The sequence below is a fragment of the Thalassobaculum litoreum DSM 18839 genome (genome assembly GCF_900102465.1).
Classification (GTDB): domain Bacteria; phylum Pseudomonadota; class Alphaproteobacteria; order Thalassobaculales; family Thalassobaculaceae; genus Thalassobaculum; species Thalassobaculum litoreum.
This window is the reverse complement of sequence record NZ_FNBW01000022.1, coordinates 17720-35196: the sequence shown is the minus strand read 5'-3', so window position 1 is coordinate 35196 and position 17477 is coordinate 17720. Positions and strand designations below refer to the sequence as shown.

The window sequence follows — 17477 nt, the reverse complement described above, 5'->3', positions numbered from 1 at the left end:
TCTTCAGCTCTCATTCGCTCTTCCCGGCCTCGCGCCGGAAGGCCGCCTGGGAGAAACGCCCTACCCGTCCGCCTGCACCCAGAACTGGTACATGCCGAGGAACAGGTCCGGGTGGTCGGCCTCCAGCACGTCCCAGGCCTCCAGGTCGAGGCCGCCCGGGTCGTCCGGGTTGCGCCGCCGGTATTCCGTCAGGATCGCCGGGTCGGGCAGCTCGAAGCCGAGGAAATGCAACCCCAGCTCCTCCAGAGCGTCGCGGATCCACAGCGGATCGACCGTATGCTCGCAGGTGTGCAGCAGCGCGTCCCGCACGCCCGAGGCGGCGTAGAAATCGGCCGAGCGTAGCAGCGCCCGTCCGGGATGCCCGTCCGCCAATCCATAGGTCCGACGGCGGGCCGCGCGCACCCGCTTCATCATGTCGCCGCGATCCGGCAGGTCGCGACGGATCTCATCGAGCGGCATCCGGGCGCGGCGGCTGTAGAAAGCCAGCCGCATCAGCCCGCGCGGCGCCAGCAGCCGGCGCAGCACCCGCCAGCCGCGCATCGGTTCGTCCAGATGATGCAGCACGCCGGAGCTCTCGATCAGGTCGAACCGGTCGGGGATGGAGTCCATGTCGAGGATATCGGCCTGGGCGAAGCGGATGTTGCGTACCCGCAGTTCGCGCGCCATCCGCCGCGCATAGGCGAGCGAGGCGCGCGACAGGTCCACGGCCAGCACCTCGGCATTCTCGTAGCGCAGGGCGGTCTGCAGCGCGTGGCGGCCGGTCCCGCAGCCGGCGACGAGGATCCGCGGCAGCGTCTCCTCGGTCCGCACCGGCTGCTGCAGGGCGAGCACCTGCCCCAGATGCCGGCCGATGGTCGTCCGCGGCCGGCGCGAGAGGCTGAGCCAGCGCGGATAGGGATTGTCCTCGTACTGGCTCTGCACCGCGCGGGAGACCGCGTCGGTAACCTCCGCGGCGTTGACCTCCTCCCCCAGCCGCCACTCCTCGCGGGGGTGGATCAGCGAGCGGCGCAGCAGCAGGGCGCGCGGTCCGGTGTCGCCGGCCTGCATCGCCCCGGCCTCGCGATACAGCACGTCGATCTCCGGATCGGTCTCCAGCGGCATGTACATGGCGCGGATCAGGGCCCGGTGGGGGGTCTCCACGCCGCGTCCGTGCAGGTCGGCGAGGTGGATCAGCAGGTCGCGCTCCTCCTCGGTCTCGAACCAGACCCACTCCGCCGCCCGCGCCTGCAGGGCGATGGCCGCCAGCCAGTCCGCATCGACCCGGCCGAGATTGCCGGAGACCGCATGGTCGAGCAGCCACGCCCGGCTGCGGGTCAGCCAGGCCTCCATCCCCGGATGGGCGACGATCGACCAGGACAGCGCCGAGACAATCAGCTCGTCGGCCAGGAAGGTGGTGATCGGCTTGAACCCTGCTCCGGCCGGCTTCTCCGGAAAGCCGCGCCGGGCGGTCTCCATCTCGCGCCGGATGGCCGGATGGCTGGCCCAGAGGCGGATCGCCGGGTCGGACAGCGCCTGCTGGTCCACATCGGGATTGGCCTGGAGCGCCGCCAGGGCCGCGCGCGCGCCGGGATGCGCCTTGTTATAGGGGCAGCGGCGCAGGGCGCGGACCAGCGCCTCGCGCGGTTCATAGGCGTCCGGCTCGAGCCGCCAGGCGTCGATCCGATGCTCCAGCCCACCCCGCAGATCGCCGGTCGCCTCCAGCGCGGCGGCGAGGTTGGCATGGGCTGCCAGATAGTCCGGTTTCAGGCGCACCGCCCGGCGGAAGCAGGGAATGGCCTCCGCCACCTGCCCGGCGGATTTCAGCGCGACGCCCAGGTTGTTGTGCACGTCCGGGAGCTTCGGATAGAGGCGGATTACCGCGCGATAGGCGTCGGCCGCCTCCAGGTACCGGCGGGCACGGAACAGCATGCCGGCATTCTGCAGGGCACCCGCCACCGCGGCATCGCCCACCACCGGGGCGGCACGCCCGGACGGCGGCTTCGCGGTCGGTCTCGCCGGCAATGTCCCCGGGGGCTTTCCTGGCAGCTTCATCGCGGATGCAGATCGAAAGCGACGGAGATCCGCTCGCCGGCCCCCTCGAACGGCACCGTGCGATGCCACACATAGGACGGGAACAGCACGATCATCCCGGGCGTCGGACAGACCCGGTGGACAGTCGCCGTGCCCCGGTCGGGAATGCCGTAGCCCGGATGGTTGAACTCGATCCAGCCCTCGTGGGCGGCGTCGTCTTCGCGCAACACCTCCGGCATCTCCACGTAATAGACGCCGGACAGCCAGCCGAGATTATGGATATGGCCGTCCTGATGGCCCTCCGCCCGCAGGATGTTGCCCCAGACATCCAGGGCATATCCGCCCGGCCGTCCGTCGATATGGGGATGGCCGGGCAGCGCCGGCAGGGCGTCGCCATAGGCGGCGATGGCGGCATCCAGGGCGGCGTGGAAGACTCGGATCGCCGGGTGGTCGTGGTTCAGCAGGTCGGTGACGATGGAGCCGCCGCGGATCGCCCGCTTGTTCGGGTCGTAGTCGTCGCGCCGCCGCGGGTGGGTGCGGATGGCCTCGGCGAAATCGGCGTTGAACGCCTCCAGGCTGTCGTAGCCCTGGGGGACCGGCAGCATCATCGGCCGGGTCAGGGTGCCGAATCCGGTCAGGGCGTCGGCGGGTTTCGGCCGGCCGAGGTCGAACAGCGCGGTGGTCTTCAGGGCGAGCGCGCGGATATGGGTCGGCCGGCTGGCCAGGGTTTCCTCGCACAGCGCCAGGGCCGCCTCGGCCTGGTCCAGCTTGAGCCGGGCCGTGGCCAGGTTCATCGCCACCGGGATCTCGCCCGGCCGGGCGGCCAGGGCGCGGGCATAGGGCACGATCGAGCCGGCGGCGTCGCCGAAGGCGCCCTGGCGCAGATTGCCATACGCGAACCACAGGGCGGAGGTAGCCGGGCTGACCGCCAGCGCCCGCCGATAGGCGTCGGCCACAACCTCCCGGTCGGCCTCCTCGAATTCGTCGAGCAGACGGGCGTCCAGCTCCAGGGCGGGCGGATAGTCCGGGGCGGCCCGTTTTGCCCGGTCGACAAGCCGCCGCGCCTCGCCGGCGGTGCCGGCGCGCATGCGGGCGCGGGCCAGCAGGCAGTTGGCCACGGGGTTGTCCGGCTGGACGTTCAGGATGGCGTCGCACAGGGCGGCCCCTTCGGACGCCTGACCGGCGTTGAAGTGACGGATAGCGAGGCGGAGGGCATCGGCGATCTGCATGGTCCCGGCAATGTACGGGCCGGACCCCGTCACTTCAACGCCCGCACGCCGGGTCGCGGGCCGAGGTGAAATTTCCCGCTCAGACGTGCTGGACAGGGTGGATCACGGCGGCTATATACGCCGTCGCGCTTCGGCGACGCCCAGGTAGCTCAGTTGGTAGAGCAGCGGATTGAAAATCCGCGTGTCGGTGGTTCAAATCCGCCCCTGGGCACCATTTCCCCGCTCCACCTGTCTGACCCCTGGCTCCGCGCCTAACCGCGCGTCGGTCGATCTGCATGGCGCTCGCAGCCAGCGCTCCCGTGCGCCTCGTTGCCGCCGCCGCCCGTGGCGGCGACGCGGGATCGTCATCCGAGGTTCAGAATTCCGACCGCCCCGCTTCACCCGGGTGCAACAGAGGCCGGATAAACTGGCTTACGGTCCCTTTCGGACGCCCGCCGCCCCTCGGCTCCCGCCCCGGCGCAGCGCGGACATTCTTATCCGACAACAGGAGTTCCCACCGTGTCCGATCTTCCGATCCTTGGCGCGGCCATGCCGCTGAGCGTGGTCGAAACCAACCGCGACTGGCTGCTCGAGAAGCCGCGCGACCTCGAACTCCAGGACTTCTTCGACGCCAAGGTGCTCAACGGCGACTGGATGCCGCTGGTCGAGCGCGCCAGGACGCTGCTCGACGGCCATACCGGACGGCTCGGCATCCACGGCCCGTTCTGGGGCTTCACCATCGCCTCCCAGGATCCGGACATCCAGGCGGTGGTGCGCAAGCGCCTCCTGCAGGGGCTGGAGGTCTGCGAAGCCCTCGGCGCCACCCAGATGGTCGCCCACAGCCCCTTCACCACCTGGGGCCACAACAATTACGACAACCAGCCGGAGTCCCGGGAAAAGCTGATCGGTCATTGCCACGATACCCTGCGCGAGGTGGTCGCCCGGGCGCAGGATATCGGCGTCACCATCGTCATCGAGAATATCGAGGACGTCGATCCGGCCGACCGGGTGACGCTGGCCGACAGCTTCGGGTCCGAATCGGTGGCCGTATCAATCGACACCGGCCATGCCCACTACGCCCACGGCTCCACCGGGGCGCCGCCGGTCGACTATTACGTCACCATCGCCGGCAACCGGCTTGAGCATATCCATCTGCAGGATGCCGACGGTTATGCCGACCGGCACTGGAGCCTGGGCGAGGGCACGATCCGCTGGCACGCCGTGTTCGCGGCGCTGGCCAAGCTGACCAGCAACCCGCGCCTGATCATCGAGATCAAGGACAAGACCAAGGTCCAGCGCTCCGCCGAATTCCTGGCGTCGCTCGGCCTCGCCCAATAGGGCACGCGGAGACCGCACCGCCTCCGTCGCGAGCCGGTGCGGCCCTCGTCGCCGCCGGTCGGCATAACAAATTGTCCATGTATTCGTAGCTTTTGAGTCTCTTCCGTAACGCACTCTTCTTAAGTCCGTCACGCGATCGTTTGGGATGTTGCGGCACTGATACGCCCACAGATCGGCGCGGGGAATGTCTTCGTAGCCGATGTCTTCCTGATTGCATCCATAAGGAGACGGCGCATGAGATTCCCCATCCTTGCCGCGGCCGCAGGCATTGCTGCGCTGGCGGCCGGCCCGGCTTCGGCCGACCCCATCAAGTTCGAGTACTGGTACGGGTTGAGCGGCCATCTAGGCGAGGTCGTGCAGCAGACCTGCGAGCGCTTCAACCAGTCCCAGAGCGAATTCGAGATCGTCTGCGTCGGCCAGGACGGCTACGCCCAGGCGGTGCAGAATTCGATCGCCGCGTTCCGCGCCGGCAAGCACCCGACCATCGTCCAGGCCTATGACGCCGGCACCGCCGACCTGATGATGTCGGGCGAGTTCTATCCGGTGCAGCAGATGATGGCGGACTTCAACATCGCCATCGACTGGGACAACTATTTCCCCGGCATCTCGAACTATTACGCCTCCTCGAAGGGCGAGCTGTTCTCCATGCCGTTCAACTCCTCCACGGCCGTGATGTACTACAACATCGCCGACCTGAAGAAGGCGGGCGTCGATACGCCGCCGGCGACCTGGGAAGAGTTCGGCGCCGATCTGGAGAAGCTGAAGGCCAGCGGCAAGGAGTGCCCCTTCGCCTATGCCCCGTCGAGCTGGGTCGATCTCGAGCAGTTCTCGATGGCCCACAACGTGCCGATCGCGACCAACAACAACGGCTATGACGGCCTCGACGCCGAGCTGGTGTTCAACACCACCGTCCATGTCCAGCACATGGAGAACCTGAAGCGCTGGCGGGATGACGGCCTGCTGCAGATCCGCACCTCCCAGGGCGGTCTGAACGCGCGCGACAGCTTTGCCCAGGGCGAATGCTCGTTCTATTTCGGCTCCATCGCCAGCCACGCGACCGTGCATTCGGTGGCCACGTCGGACCTGACATGGGATGTGGCCATGCTGCCGATCTACGAGGGCTACGAGCGCCACAACACCGTGGTCGGTGGCGCCTCCCTGTGGGTGCTGTCGAAGAAGACGGAAGCCGAGTATCGCGGTGCCGCGGCGTATCTCGGGTTCCTGGCGACGCCGGAGAGCGAGCGCTTCTGGTCCTCCAACACCGGCTACATCCCGGTCACCAAGACCGGTTTCAAGAACCTCAAGGACAGCGGCTTCTACGACAACGCGCCGTACAAGGGTCGCGAGGTCGCCATTGAGTCGCTGACCTACACCGAGCCGGGCCCGCTCACCCGCGGCATCCGCCTGGGCGGCTTCATTCAGATCCGCAAGGAGTGGACCGGCGAGATCGAGGCGGCCTTCGCCGGCAAGAAGACCATCCAGGAGGCGCTGGACGCGGCGGCCGAGCGCGGCAACGCGGCGATCACCAAGTTCGCCCGGCTCTACAAGGGCAAGTCGCTGCCCTGATCCCACGACGTCACGACGACGGCGGCCGCCCCATGCGGCCGCCGTTCCCTCTTTCCGGTACCGGGTGAGCAGCCGCCATGCGCCGAGCCTATTTCAAGAACAACTGGATCGCCGCCGCCCTGGTCGCCCCTCAGTTGCTGATCATCTTCGTGTTCTTCTACTGGCCGACCGCGCAGGCGCTGTATTGGGCCTTCACCCTGGAACAGCCCTGGGGCGGCGGGAACCAGTGGGTCGGACTGGAGAATTTCCAGGCCATCGTCGAGGACGAGTACTATTGGAACTCGGTGATGGTCTCGATCATCTTCGCGTTCTTCTCCACCCTGCTGTCCATGGGCATGGCGCTGGTCCTGGCGATCGCCGCCGACCGCCAGCTCAACGGCTACAAGTTCTACCGGGTCGGCCTGATCTGGCCCTACGCGGTGGCGGCACCCGCCGTCGGTCTGGCCTTCCGTTTCATCTTCAATCCCTCGGCCGGCCTGCTGTCGCACCTCAATCAGATCTGGCCCGGCATCTGGGATCCGATCATGAACGGCGACCACGCGCTCGCCATGGTGATCTTTGCCGGCGCCTGGAAGCAGGTGGCCTACAACTTCATCTTCTTCCTCGCCGGCCTGCAGGCGATCCCGCGCTCGCTCACCGAGGCCAGCGCGATGGACGGGGCCGGGGTGCTGCGCCGGGTCCGCGACATCCAGCTTCCGCTGCTGGCGCCCACCGCCTTCTTCCTGCTGGTGATCAACATCACCGACAGCTTCACCGACAGTTTCGGCATCGTCGACACCATGACCGCCGGCGGCCCGGCGCGGGCGACCGACCTCATGGTGTTCAAGATCTACGAGGACGGCTTCCGCGGGCTCGACTATTCCGGCGCCGCCGCCCAGTCGATCATCCTGATGCTCCTGGTCATGGTGCTCACCTTCTTCCAGTTCCGCTACATCGAGCGGCGCGTCCACTACACCTGAGGGCGGACCCATGATCGAACGCGCGCGCGGCCTGAACATCGCCACCCAGATCATCCTGGGCGCCGGGCTGCTGACCCTGCTGGTGCCGCTCTACCTGACCTTCGTGGCGGCGACGCAGACGCTGCCGGAGGTCAACCGGGTTCCCCCCACCTTCCTGCCGGGCACCCACCTGTTCGACAACCTGGCGGAAGCCTGGGTGCGCTCGAATTTCGGACAGAAGTTCGTGAACACCATGATCCTCGCCACCGGCGTCGTGGTCGGCAAGATCACGGTCGCGGCGATCACCGCCTTCGGCATCGTCTTCTTCCAGCACCGCTTCCGGATGCTGATCTTCTGGCTGATCTTCATCACCCTGATGCTGCCGCTGGAGGTCCGGATCGTGCCGACCTATTCGGTGGCCGCCAACGCGCTGTCGCCGTTCCAGCAGATCCTCGACGTGGTCGGCCTTACCTGGCTGCTCGAGGCGCTGACGGGCATGCGGGTCGCGCTCGAGTGGAACCTGCTGAATTCCTATACCGGGCTGATCCTGCCGCTGGTCGCCACCGCCACCGGGACCTTCCTGTACCGCCAGTTCTTCATGACCATCCCGGACGAGCTGGTCGAGGCGGCGCAGATGGACGGCGCCGGGCCGCTGCGCTTCCTGTGGGAGGTACTGATCCCGCTGTCGCGCACCAACATCGCGGCGCTGGCGACGATCATGTTCGTGTATTCCTGGAACCAGTACCTCTGGCCGCTGCTGATCATCACCGACCCCAACTACGGCGTGGTGGCGGTGGAGCTCGGCCAGCTCGTGCCGGATTCCAACACCACCGGCGGCGGCATCCCGCACTGGAACCTGGCGATGGCCGGCACGCTCATCGTCATGGTCCCGCCGGTCCTGGTGGTCATCTTCATGCAGCGCTGGTTCGTGCGCGGCCTCATCAACACCGACAAGTAGTCAGCAAGGAGAGCGGCATGGCCGATATCAACATCCGCCGGGTCGAGAAATCCTATGGCGACACCCGGGTCGTCCACGGCGTCGACCTCGACATCCGCGACGGCGAGTTCGTGGTGATCCTGGGGCCGTCGGGCTGCGGCAAGTCCACCCTGCTGCGGATGATCGCCGGGCTGGAGGCGATCTCCGGCGGCGAGATCGCCATCGGCGGCCGCGTGGTCAACGATCTGGAACCGCGCCAGCGCGGCTGCGCCATGGTGTTCCAGAACTACGCGCTGTATCCGCACATGAGCGTGGCGGAGAATATCGGCTACGCCCTGAAGATCGCCGGCATCGGCAAGGCCGAGCGGCGCGCGCGGGTGCAGTCGGTGGCCACCGCCATCGGTCTTGAGGACTATCTCGACCGCCGGCCGGGCCAGCTCTCCGGCGGTCAGCGCCAGCGGGTCGCCATGGGCCGGGCGATGATCCGCGAGCCCAAGGTGTTCCTGTTCGACGAGCCGCTGTCCAACCTGGACGCCAAGCTGCGGGTGCAGATGCGCCTGGAGATCCGCCACCTGCACCAGCGCCTGGCCGCCACCTCGGTCTTCGTGACCCACGACCAGATCGAGGCCATGACCCTGGCCGACCGGATGGTGGTCATGAACCAGGGGAATATCGAGCAGGTCGGCGCGCCGAGCGACGTCTACGACCGGCCGGCCAGCACCTTCGTCGCCAGTTTCATCGGGTCGCCGCCGATGAACCTGCTGCCGGGCCGGATGACCGAGAGCGGACAGCATGTGGAACTCGCCGACGGCCAGCACGTTCCGATCCCGACCGCCCTGGCCCAGGGGCGCGCCGGCCGGCCGGTGACCCTCGGGATCCGGCCGGAGGACATCCGACACGGCCCCGCTGCCGGCGGGTCCGGCCTGACGGCCAAGTTCGATTTCCTGGAGGAACTGGGGATGGGTCGGCTGTTTCACGGCACTCTCGGCGGCCAGGACATCATCATGCACGCCACCGACAAGACGCCGCCGGTCTTCGGCACCGCCGTCGACATCGCCTTCGATCCGTCCCGCCTTCACCTGTTCGACGTGGAGACGGGCAAGCGGCTGGCCGGCGAAAGCGGCCGGGCGGACAAGGAGCAGTGGTCCGGCTACAGGGCGACGGCCTGAGTCAGACCCGGCTCGCGGTGACCGCTCTGGCTCAGACCACCGTCCGGTCCCAGACGTCGGCGACCGTGTCGTAGCAAGTCTCGAACCGCTCCAGTCCGTGGCGCCCGCCGTTCACGAGGGCGCGGGCGTCGGCCATCCTGTCCTCGGTCAGAGCGGCGCGGATCCGCCCTTCGCGCTGCTTCAGGAAAGACGCCAGAATGCGGCCGGCTGTCTTCGGATCGTTGGCTCGACCCGGGTCGGCGATCAGATCCACGCCGATGCGGCCGCCGACCTCGTCGTAGTTAAAGCGGCCCGTCAGTTGGATGAAGCCGCGCCCACGGAATCGCTTGCCGTCGCCCGGCTCGGTATTGCCCAGATTGCCACGGTCCTCGTAGAGATCGTAATCGGCCCCTTGACCCGGCCTGCCGAACTTGGAGGTATTGTAACGGTGCGGCGGCTCGGAGACCGGCACGAACCCGGCGGTTTCGGCCTTGATGGTTGCCAGCGCCATCAGGATCATGTCGCGGTCGTCCAGCCCCTCCTCGCGCAGCCCGTCCCGAACGTGGATCATGTGGCTGTCGATGTTGCGGGCCGCACTGCGGTCGAAGCCGGTCTTGGCGATCTTCTTCAACCTCTCGAGGGTCAGCGTGGCGGCTGCGCCTGCGGACGCGACGGGCGAGGCAGGGGTCGACGCGCTCGTCGACGGGCTCGCCCCTTGCGTCCTGCCGATGCTGTCGCGCGTTACGAGCTCCACGCCGAAATGCTGCAGGATGCGGTCCATCGGGCAGATATACGTCTGCGGATCGGCACGGTCTGCATGATCGCCCCCGACCACCAGACCGACGGCGTTGTGGTAGCGATCGACGATCAGCGCCCCGCTATCTCCTCCCTTGGTGAAGGCATTGCAGGTGATCATACCCCCGTAGTTGATGTACCGGACGGCGGTCCCGTCCTGCATCCTGATTTTGTGCAGCATGGCGTTCAGGGTCGTCACCCGGGTCGTAGCCTTCCAGGCGCCGTCCACATAGGCGAACAGCTTGTCGCCGATCTGAGGACTTGGATTGACCCCCTTTGGCGGACCGCGACCGTCAATGTCGGCGGTGATCGCGGGGGTGGTGATCCGGGCGATCGCCGCATCGATCTGCGTCAGGCCGGCCGGATTGAAGTTGAGCGGCTTGTAGGCCGTCAGAGCGGCGATCACCCGATGGTCGCCATTTCGCGCGACCTCGAAGACCGGCGTCCCCGGCGCCGCCGGCCTGAGCCGAGAATAGCCGATTACGTGGGCGCTGGTCAGCAGGAACAGACCTGAGGGTCCGCGGCGCGGCGTCACAAGGCAGCCGAAGGTGCCGTGCAACCCGCCTTCAATCTTGATCGAGGTACCGCCGGCCGCCGGCTGGGTGAACTGGAGCCCCGGCTCACCCACCTCGTCCACATCGGTCGGGATCGCCGCGTCTAGGCCGGGGAGGCGCAGGATCGCGGGGACGGCGTCCTCGTCGCCGTCTACCGGAAGCTTGCGGTCGATGAAGACCTTCAGCACCAGCTCGCCGGTGCTGTTGCCGTTCACCGTGTTGATCCCCATGGCGAGACCACGGAAGCCCTCGTTTCGCATCCACGGATGGGCCGCCCGCAGTGCGTCGCCTGCCGGCCCCAGCTGCGACAGGGCTTCAATCGCCGACCGGATGTCCTCCTCGCAGGCCATGATCAGTTACCGCGCGGCGCATAGTCGCCATCGCTGGCCGCCGCCAGGATCTCCGCCAGGGCTGCCGAGGGTGTTGCGACGATGCTCTCGACGAGCTGCTTGCTGAGCAGCCCCTCCGGCCAGGTGCTCTCGAGATCCGCGATCGGCAAGCCGATCGTCTTGAGATGCGCGGCGACCGCTGACCGGGTGGCTGCATCGATCTTGCCACTCTGGGTCACGCCGAGGGACGCCTGGATCTCCTTTACCGCCGCCTCGTTCGCGGCGAGCGCATCCTCGAACGTACTCTGCGGCCCTGCCGGCGCCACGGTAGCTGCCGCGGGCGGCTGTTCCAACGTCACCCCAAGAAGCTGGACCACCGGCTCGGTGAACACGGCCACCGGATTGGCAATGTCCTTGGCGTTGGCGGTGAGCCAGGTGCAAAGCCGGCTACGCGTCGTCTTTCCAATGGTTCCGTCTACGGCGGTTCCGGTCAGACCGATCGCCGTCTGCAGGGCCCTGACATTCTTCTTCTTGCGTTCCTTTTCCGGCCCGTCCGGGTCGCCGGCCGAGACGAGCTCCAGTTCCAGCGGTGTCTGCGGTGCCTCAGCCAAGGTCTTATCGACCTGCGCGATGTTCGAACAGGCGAAGGGTCCACCCGTCAGTGCGTTGGTCTCCGCCGGCTTGTTGCCGGGCACGACCAGCTTGACCAGCGCCTTGCCGGGGCCCTTGGCTTCGGCGATCAGCAGGGTCGCGGTCGCGCCCTCGGCGACCGTGCCCTGAACCGGGTCGACAGTGACCGTGTAGCTGCCGCCGGCCACGCCGATATCGACATTGAGCCCGGCCGGCCGATTGCCGACGATCTGGGCGGTCGGAATGCCGCCCTCCGACTGCACCGAGAATTCGAACGGCGTGCCGGGGGTCAGGGTGACTTCGGTGGTGGCCGGGGTCACCGAGAAGTTGGTATCGACCTGATCGACCGTGCAGGCATCCCGCGAGCCTACCTTGGCGCGGCGGGCATTGACGATCTCGACGAACCGGTTGACCGCCTCGGCCGCCTGCCGAAGCTCCGCCGTCTCGGACTCGATGGCTGCGGAGACGCCGCCCGGATCCACCGCGGGTAGCAGTAGAAAGCCGATGCCGCCCTGGGTTCCTCCCCGCGAATCGTCGTCCTGTTGCGGCGGCGTGAAGCTGCCGAGCGGCGACAGGCCAGCCGAGTTGATTGATCTCGCGGCGCTCAGGATCTGGGTCGGGTCCGGGAGCCGGGCGACGATCTGCGTGTTCACCTGATTGACGATGCCATCGACGGTCGTGACCAGCTCGCTGGCCGCCCGATTCAGGTCGCCGTCGAGGGCGAAGCCGGCCTCCCGCGCGGTCCGGGCGAAGGCGATCGCCGCCTGGGCGTCTCTCTGCACGGCCGCCGCCACCCCAACGCTGGCGAGCTTGCCTTCCAGGCTGACGATGCGGCTAGTGAGGCCCGGAGCCGACGCTGTGCCGTAGAGACTTGTCGTAAAGCTTTCGTACTCGCCCTTCGTGACGAGCATCGGACCGACGCTGGCGACCGCACAGGTCAGGGCCTTGGCGCCCGCCATGTTGATCCGGTCGCGGACACCGTCGACGAACAGGGTGCTCGCCGTGTAGGCGGTGGCGCCACCGATGCTGAGCCCGGAGAAAAGCTCCGTGGTAGAGCCGTTGATCCCGAGATACACAAGCGTCGCGGTCAACGGGATCAGGGTCAGTGCCAGACCGGAACGGACCTTCGTCTGGTTGTCCACGGACTGGTAAAGCTCCGCGCGCCAGTCATTAGCGTACTTGATCGATTGGGGAAGGTTGCCCGCGAAGCTGTCGTCGACCGCCATGAAGGCCGGCCGACTCACCGAGTCCGGTGCGTGAACCGGAACGAGCACCCCGCTGCAGGACGTCATGAACAGGCTTGCGCTCAGCACCGCTCCCCGCGCGGCCTTGCGCAGAATCGGATCGGCAATGCCTTTCTCAAGGAATTCTCGTCGCATATCAAAGCCCCCCAGCTTGCATGCTCAGACCCAACCGGTCACCCGTCGGTGCGTGATCCCGCCTGTTGGTTCGTCGCCTCCTTGGCATGGCACATTTCGTCGCCGCATATCGCGGTCAGGTCGGGTCGACCCGACCCCCGATGCCCACCATTTGAGAGAATATCACCTTTTTATATACAATTTAAAAGAGTTCATATTATCCAACAAAAACTCGATGCAAGATCACTCTTCCCAATCCACCCGCATTCGGCTGACCGAGCCGATGGTCTCCTTGGACGGAACACGAGCGGCTGTGACGCCGCTGGCGCGCGCGGAGCTGGTCGCCCCGGATGGCGCGCCTGCGCCGGCCGAGGCCGCGCGGAATCTGGCGGCGACCGGGGAGCGGCCCGGCGAGCCAGTCTCGCGCTACGAGATCGCCGAGCGGCTCGGCAAGACGGTCGACCTACCCGACCATCGCGATGTCGACCAGGCCGTCCGCCGCCTGCGCCGCAAGATCGAGGCGACCATGGAGGTCGAGGCCCCGATCCCCTCGGCCCATGCGGTCGGCTATTCCTTCATCGGGCCGATCGGACGGGTCTGAGGCCCGCCCACGCGATCCGTATGCCGGACCGAACGCGCAGACCCGGTTGCCGGATCGCACCGGACCGGGCCTAATTCCCGACGACCGTCTTCGCCCTGGAAGCCCGCTTGACCGACCTGATCATCGATCTGCTGCCGCTCTTCATGTTCCTGACATTGATGGGCCTCGTCTTCACCAGCTACCCGATCGGGTTCGCGCTGGGCGGGACGGCGATCCTGTTCGGCTTCATCGGCATGGGGCTGGACGTGTTCTCCTATCCGGAGTTCTTCGTCTTCGTGCCGCGGGTGTGGAGCATCGCGGAGAACCTGCAGATCATCGCCGTGCCGCTGTTCGTGTTCATGGGCGTGATGCTGGAGCGCTCGCGCATCGCCCAGGACCTGCTGGAGGCGCTGCAGATGCTGCTGCGGCCCGTGCCCGGCGGCATGGCGCTGGCGGTGACCCTCATGGGGGTGATCTTCGCCGCCATCACCGGCGTGGTCGGCGCCTCGGTCATCATGCTGACCCTGATCGCCCTGCCGACCATGCTGAAGGCGGGGTACCGGCCGTCCCTGGCGCTCGGGACCATCGCCGCCTCCTCCACGCTGGGCATCCTGATCCCACCCAGCATCCTGATCGTGTTCCTCAGCGAAATGATGCAGATCTCCTTCGGCTATCTGTTCGCCGCGGTGATCTGGCCGGGACTGCTGCTCTCCGGCCTCTACCTGCTGTACATCGCCGGCTACGCCTTCCTGGTGAAGGGCGCGGCGCCCCGCCTCCCGCCGCCGCCGAAGGACCGCGACCCGCGGGAGTTCTGGGGCGTGCTGGCGCGCGGCATCGTGCCGCCGGCGATCCTGATCTTCCTGGTCATGGGCTCGGTGCTGTCCGGCCTGGCCACCATCACCGAGTCGGCGGCGGTTGGGGCTGGCGGCGCGCTGCTGCTGGCCTGGCTGCGCGGCAATCTGCGCGACGGACGGCTGCGCGAGAGCCTGCACCGCTCGGCCATGACGGTCGGCATGATCTTCGTGCTGTTCATCGGCGCCACCAGCTTCGCCTTCGTGTTCCGGATCCTGGGCGGCGACGAGATCGTCTATCTGCTGATCGACGCCGCCCAGCTCGACGCCTGGGGCATCCTGATCATGGTGATCGCGCTGATCTTCCTGATGGGGTTCTTCTTCGACGTGCTGGAGATCATGCTGATCGCCATCCCGATCTTCGGCCCGATCGTCGCCCCGCTGGATTTCGGCCCGCATATCGCCCAGGGCGACGTGCTGTACTGGTTCGCCGTGCTGGTGGCGATCACGCTGCAGACCTCGTTCCTCACGCCGCCGATGGGCCTGTCGCTGTTCTACATCAAGGGAGTGGCACCGGCGTCCATCACCATGCGGCAGATCTATGTGGGGATCGTGCCCTTCGTGATCCTGCAGATGCTCTGCGTCGCCATCGTCATGGCCGAGCCGGAACTGGTGACCGCCCTGCCGCACTGGCTGTTCATCGACTGAGGAGGGGACCGCCATGACCGCCCGCCCCGACCGACCTACCCCCTGGCGCCACATGCTGCGCGCCGCCGACGCACTGGAGCGGCCGGCGGTATGGGTCGGCCAGGCGGTGTCCTGGCTGTTCCTGCCGCTGATCGCCATCATCCTGTTCGACGCGCTGGCCCGCCGCTACCTGCGCAAGTTCGAGTTCGTGATGGAGAGCGACCTGCATTTCTACCTGAACTCGCCGGCGATGCAGGACGCGGAGTGGCACCTGCACGCGATCATCATGCTCTGCGCGCTGGGCTATGCCTGCGCCTGCAACGCCCATGTGCGGCTCGACATGCTGCGCGGAAAGCTGGGGGAGCGGGGCCGGCTCTGGGTGGAGTTCCTGGGCGGGCTGTTCCTGCTGCTGCCGTTCGTGGCGATCTTCACCGCCGACTGCTTCGACTTCTTCTGGATCGCCTGGGTGCATGACGAGACGGCGGGCGAGACCAACGGCATCGGCGAGCGCTGGTTCATCAAGTTCTTCATGGTGCTGGGACCGGGCCTGCTGCTGCTGGCCGGGCTGTCGGTGGTGCTGCGCGTCTTCGTACGCCTGTTCGGCCCGCCGGAACTGGCACAGGAGACCCGGACCGAGGCGATCACCGAACGGAATTTCTCGGCGTTCAACTGAGAGGGGGCGCCTCCCCTCATTCCCCCTTCTTCACTCCCCGGATTTATTCCGGGGCCCACCCTTTCGCATCTCGGGCGCATGGGGTCGTGCGAGGCCTTGCCGTAGGCCCCGGAATCAATCCAGGGAATGAGAGAGAAAGGGTTCGTAGGGAGCGACATCCGCAATGGAAACACCCCCGGGAACAGGCCCAGGGGTGTCCGATATCCCGAAAAGCCCGCTGCCCTCACTTCATCGGCGAATGCGCCGAGGGGAACCAGAGGACCGAGTGCATCTCCTCCAGGAAGCCGCCGGCGTCCTTCAGAAAGGCCTGCCATTCCGGGTCCTTGGCACAGGCGTTGCGGGCCTCCATGCGTTGCTCGAAGCTGTCATAGACCCAGATGTGGGAGACCTCGTTCGGCTGCCCGGCCTCGGTGTGGAAGATGCCGACATTCTTGGAGTACTTCTCGCGCGCCGGCTGCACGGCCAGGAATTTCTCCAGCCACGGCTTCGCCTTGCCGACCTTGGTGCGGTAGTAGCGGTATTCGTAGATGTGGCCCTCGCCCGACGGCGGGGCCAGCGGCTTCATCGGGTTCAGCAGTCGGATGTCCTGGCGCAGGATCAGCGGCCCGGCCTGGGTCAGGTACTTGTTCTTCCAGTCGGCGTTCTCGCCCAGGGCGGCGCGGCGCTCGGCCCGGTGGTTCAGGTCGTTGTAGGACCACAGGTGGTGCACCTGGTTCAGCGCCCCGATCTCGGTCAGCCAGTAGCCCTCCAGCGTGCCGTAGTCGTTGCCGCGGATCGGCCGGCCGATCTCGCCGGACAGGCGGGCCAGCTCCGGCGCCTTGCCGGCCGGGGTGGTATAGGTGCGCAGTTCATAGATCATTCGGGTCTCCCTCCTCATGCCGCCGGGCATCGCCGCCGGCGGTCGTTCAATACGCGATCAATCGGGTGGCCATCATCGGGTCGGTCGCGGACGGGCAGTACCGTCCAAGTCGGCACGGGTGCCTATTCGGCGGCAAGCGGCGGGACCGCCTCCTCCATCGTGTTGCAGATGCCGTGCACCCGCGTCTGGCGCATGCGGCGGCGGTAGGCATCGGCGTCGTAGCCGGCCCCGCGGTGCAGCAGACAGCGGTTGTCCCAGATCACCAGGTCACCGGCCTGCCAGGGATGGCGGTAGATCGAGGCCGGACGGGTCGCCTCGGCCAGCAGCGCGTCGAGCAGCACCCGGCTCTCGTCGTGGTTCCAGCCTTCGATCTCCTTGGCATGGGAGCCGATATAGATGTTGCGCGCGCCGGTGCGGGGATTGGCCCGGACCAGCCGCTGGCGTACCGGCGGCAGCGAGGCGGCGTGCGACTCCGACACCGGCGCCACCTTGGAGCGCGAATAGACGTAATCGTGGATGCAGACCAGCGGGTCGAGCCGGGCCTGCTCGTCCACCGACAGGCGGCCATAGGCGGCACGGCCGCTGACGAACTCCGTCTCCCCGCCCTGCGCCGGCACCTCATGGGCAGACATGATCGACACGAAGGTCGGCACCGAGCGGAACGACGAGTCCGAATGCCAGAGGTTGTTGCCGGTCTGGAACACGGTGCGCTGATGGTCGTTGCCGTATTTGGTGCCGTCCTCCATCACGTTGCCGATGGTGTGGAAATGCTCCACCTGACCGGTCGTGCCGAGTGTGACGTGGTTCGCCTCCGGCTCGCCGAGCGCCCTGGTCAGGGCCAGCTGCTGGTCGTCCTGAAGGTGCTGACCGGGGAAGACGAGAAACGAATAGGCGTCGATGGCGTCGCGGATCTCTTCGACCAGGGCATCGGTCAGGGGCCGCTTCAGGTCCGGGCCGGTCAGGCGTGCGCCGAATTCGTCATGCACGGGGGCAATGGTAAAGGCCGTCATGGGTGCTCCTCCCTCGCGAGGTCCTCGTCGGGACGCCCGTCATTGGTTGAAGCAAGCCTGGGCCAA

At 67.2% G+C, this 17477-nt stretch carries 14 protein-coding genes and 1 tRNA gene; 9 read left to right on the top strand and 6 right to left on the bottom strand.

Going from position 1 to position 17477, the window contains the following annotated elements:
* Positions 1-60 precede the first annotated feature (60 nt).
* Both BLS34_RS24030 and BLS34_RS24025 read right to left on the bottom strand, forming a co-directional pair.
* Positions 61-2001, bottom strand: a complete 1941-nt coding sequence (locus BLS34_RS24030) for a methyltransferase domain-containing protein (RefSeq protein ID WP_175474370.1) — start codon at positions 1999-2001, stop codon at positions 61-63.
* Positions 2002-2027: 26 nt separating this feature from the next.
* Entirely contained in the window at positions 2028-3272 is a 1245-nt protein-coding gene (locus BLS34_RS24025) for a 2OG-Fe(II) oxygenase family protein (protein WP_139189457.1), read from the bottom strand.
* A 105-nt stretch (positions 3273-3377) separates the two neighbouring features.
* Between BLS34_RS24025 and BLS34_RS24020 the strand changes: the two genes are divergently transcribed.
* From BLS34_RS24020 to BLS34_RS23995, 6 genes are all read left to right on the top strand, one after another.
* A tRNA-Phe gene (locus tag BLS34_RS24020) sits at positions 3378-3453 on the top strand.
* Positions 3454-3737: 284 nt separating this feature from the next.
* The gene (locus BLS34_RS24015; RefSeq protein ID WP_093154482.1) at positions 3738-4556 is read left to right on the top strand and encodes a sugar phosphate isomerase/epimerase family protein; all 819 of its coding nucleotides are present in this window, start codon (positions 3738-3740) and stop codon (positions 4554-4556) included.
* Positions 4557-4790: 234 nt separating this feature from the next.
* Positions 4791-6122 carry an extracellular solute-binding protein gene (locus BLS34_RS24010; RefSeq protein WP_093154480.1) on the top strand — a complete coding sequence of 444 codons (1332 nt, stop codon included), beginning with the start codon at positions 4791-4793 and terminating at the stop codon, positions 6120-6122.
* Positions 6123-6199: 77 nt separating this feature from the next.
* Complete coding sequence (locus BLS34_RS24005) at positions 6200-7081, top strand: ABC transporter permease subunit (RefSeq protein WP_051244967.1); 882 nt, start codon at positions 6200-6202, stop codon at positions 7079-7081.
* A 10-nt stretch (positions 7082-7091) separates the two neighbouring features.
* A complete protein-coding gene (locus tag BLS34_RS24000) occupies positions 7092-8018 on the top strand; it encodes an ABC transporter permease subunit (protein ID WP_093154477.1) in 927 nt (308 codons plus the stop codon).
* Between the two features lie 17 nt (positions 8019-8035).
* Entirely contained in the window at positions 8036-9166 is a 1131-nt protein-coding gene (locus BLS34_RS23995) for a sn-glycerol-3-phosphate import ATP-binding protein UgpC (protein ID WP_093154475.1), read from the top strand.
* A 31-nt stretch (positions 9167-9197) separates the two neighbouring features.
* On the opposite strand, the gene BLS34_RS26580 is transcribed toward BLS34_RS23995, so the two are convergent.
* Both BLS34_RS26580 and BLS34_RS23985 read right to left on the bottom strand, forming a co-directional pair.
* Positions 9198-10844, bottom strand: a complete 1647-nt coding sequence (locus BLS34_RS26580; RefSeq protein ID WP_093154472.1) for a hypothetical protein — start codon at positions 10842-10844, stop codon at positions 9198-9200.
* 2 nt (positions 10845-10846) lie between these two features.
* On the bottom strand, positions 10847-12832 hold the full coding sequence (locus BLS34_RS23985; RefSeq protein ID WP_175474369.1) for a hypothetical protein: 1986 nt from the start codon (positions 12830-12832) through the stop codon (positions 10847-10849).
* A 292-nt stretch (positions 12833-13124) separates the two neighbouring features.
* On the opposite strand from BLS34_RS23985, the gene BLS34_RS26095 reads away from it, so the two are divergent.
* The 3 genes from BLS34_RS26095 to BLS34_RS23970 all read left to right on the top strand — a co-directional run bounded on the left by BLS34_RS26095 (position 13125) and on the right by BLS34_RS23970 (position 15542).
* Complete coding sequence (locus BLS34_RS26095) at positions 13125-13412, top strand: winged helix-turn-helix domain-containing protein (protein WP_175474368.1); 288 nt, start codon at positions 13125-13127, stop codon at positions 13410-13412.
* Between the two features lie 107 nt (positions 13413-13519).
* Positions 13520-14890 (top strand): TRAP transporter large permease, encoded by a 1371-nt coding sequence (locus BLS34_RS23975; protein ID WP_028795364.1) that lies wholly within the window; start codon positions 13520-13522, stop codon positions 14888-14890.
* Positions 14891-14903: 13 nt separating this feature from the next.
* Positions 14904-15542, top strand: coding sequence for a TRAP transporter small permease subunit (locus BLS34_RS23970; RefSeq protein ID WP_038015157.1), 639 nt, complete (start codon positions 14904-14906; stop codon positions 15540-15542).
* A gap of 223 nt (positions 15543-15765) precedes the next feature.
* Here BLS34_RS23970 and BLS34_RS23965 read toward each other — a convergent pair whose 3' ends face one another.
* Complete coding sequence (locus BLS34_RS23965; protein WP_028795365.1) at positions 15766-16401, bottom strand: NIPSNAP family protein; 636 nt, start codon at positions 16399-16401, stop codon at positions 15766-15768.
* Between the two features lie 122 nt (positions 16402-16523).
* On the bottom strand, positions 16524-17411 hold the full coding sequence (locus tag BLS34_RS23960) for a TauD/TfdA dioxygenase family protein (protein WP_093154466.1): 888 nt from the start codon (positions 17409-17411) through the stop codon (positions 16524-16526).
* Positions 17412-17477 lie beyond the last annotated feature (66 nt).

What these genes read in the sequence shown, in the direction of transcription:
- BLS34_RS23985 (WP_175474369.1), bottom strand. Translation starts at nt 12,832, where the DNA reads ATGCGACGAGAATTCCTTGAGAAAGGCATTGCCGATCCGATTCTGCGC.
- BLS34_RS23970 (WP_038015157.1), top strand. Translation starts at nt 14,904, where the DNA reads ATGACCGCCCGCCCCGACCGACCTACCCCCTGGCGCCACATGCTGCGC.
- BLS34_RS26580 (WP_093154472.1), bottom strand. Translation starts at nt 10,844, where the DNA reads ATGGCCTGCGAGGAGGACATCCGGTCGGCGATTGAAGCCCTGTCGCAG.
- BLS34_RS24005 (WP_051244967.1), top strand. Translation starts at nt 6,200, where the DNA reads ATGCGCCGAGCCTATTTCAAGAACAACTGGATCGCCGCCGCCCTGGTC.
- BLS34_RS23995 (WP_093154475.1), top strand. Translation starts at nt 8,036, where the DNA reads ATGGCCGATATCAACATCCGCCGGGTCGAGAAATCCTATGGCGACACC.
- BLS34_RS23960 (WP_093154466.1), bottom strand. Translation starts at nt 17,411, where the DNA reads ATGACGGCCTTTACCATTGCCCCCGTGCATGACGAATTCGGCGCACGC.
- BLS34_RS24010 (WP_093154480.1), top strand. Translation starts at nt 4,791, where the DNA reads ATGAGATTCCCCATCCTTGCCGCGGCCGCAGGCATTGCTGCGCTGGCG.
- BLS34_RS24000 (WP_093154477.1), top strand. Translation starts at nt 7,092, where the DNA reads ATGATCGAACGCGCGCGCGGCCTGAACATCGCCACCCAGATCATCCTG.
- BLS34_RS23965 (WP_028795365.1), bottom strand. Translation starts at nt 16,401, where the DNA reads ATGATCTATGAACTGCGCACCTATACCACCCCGGCCGGCAAGGCGCCG.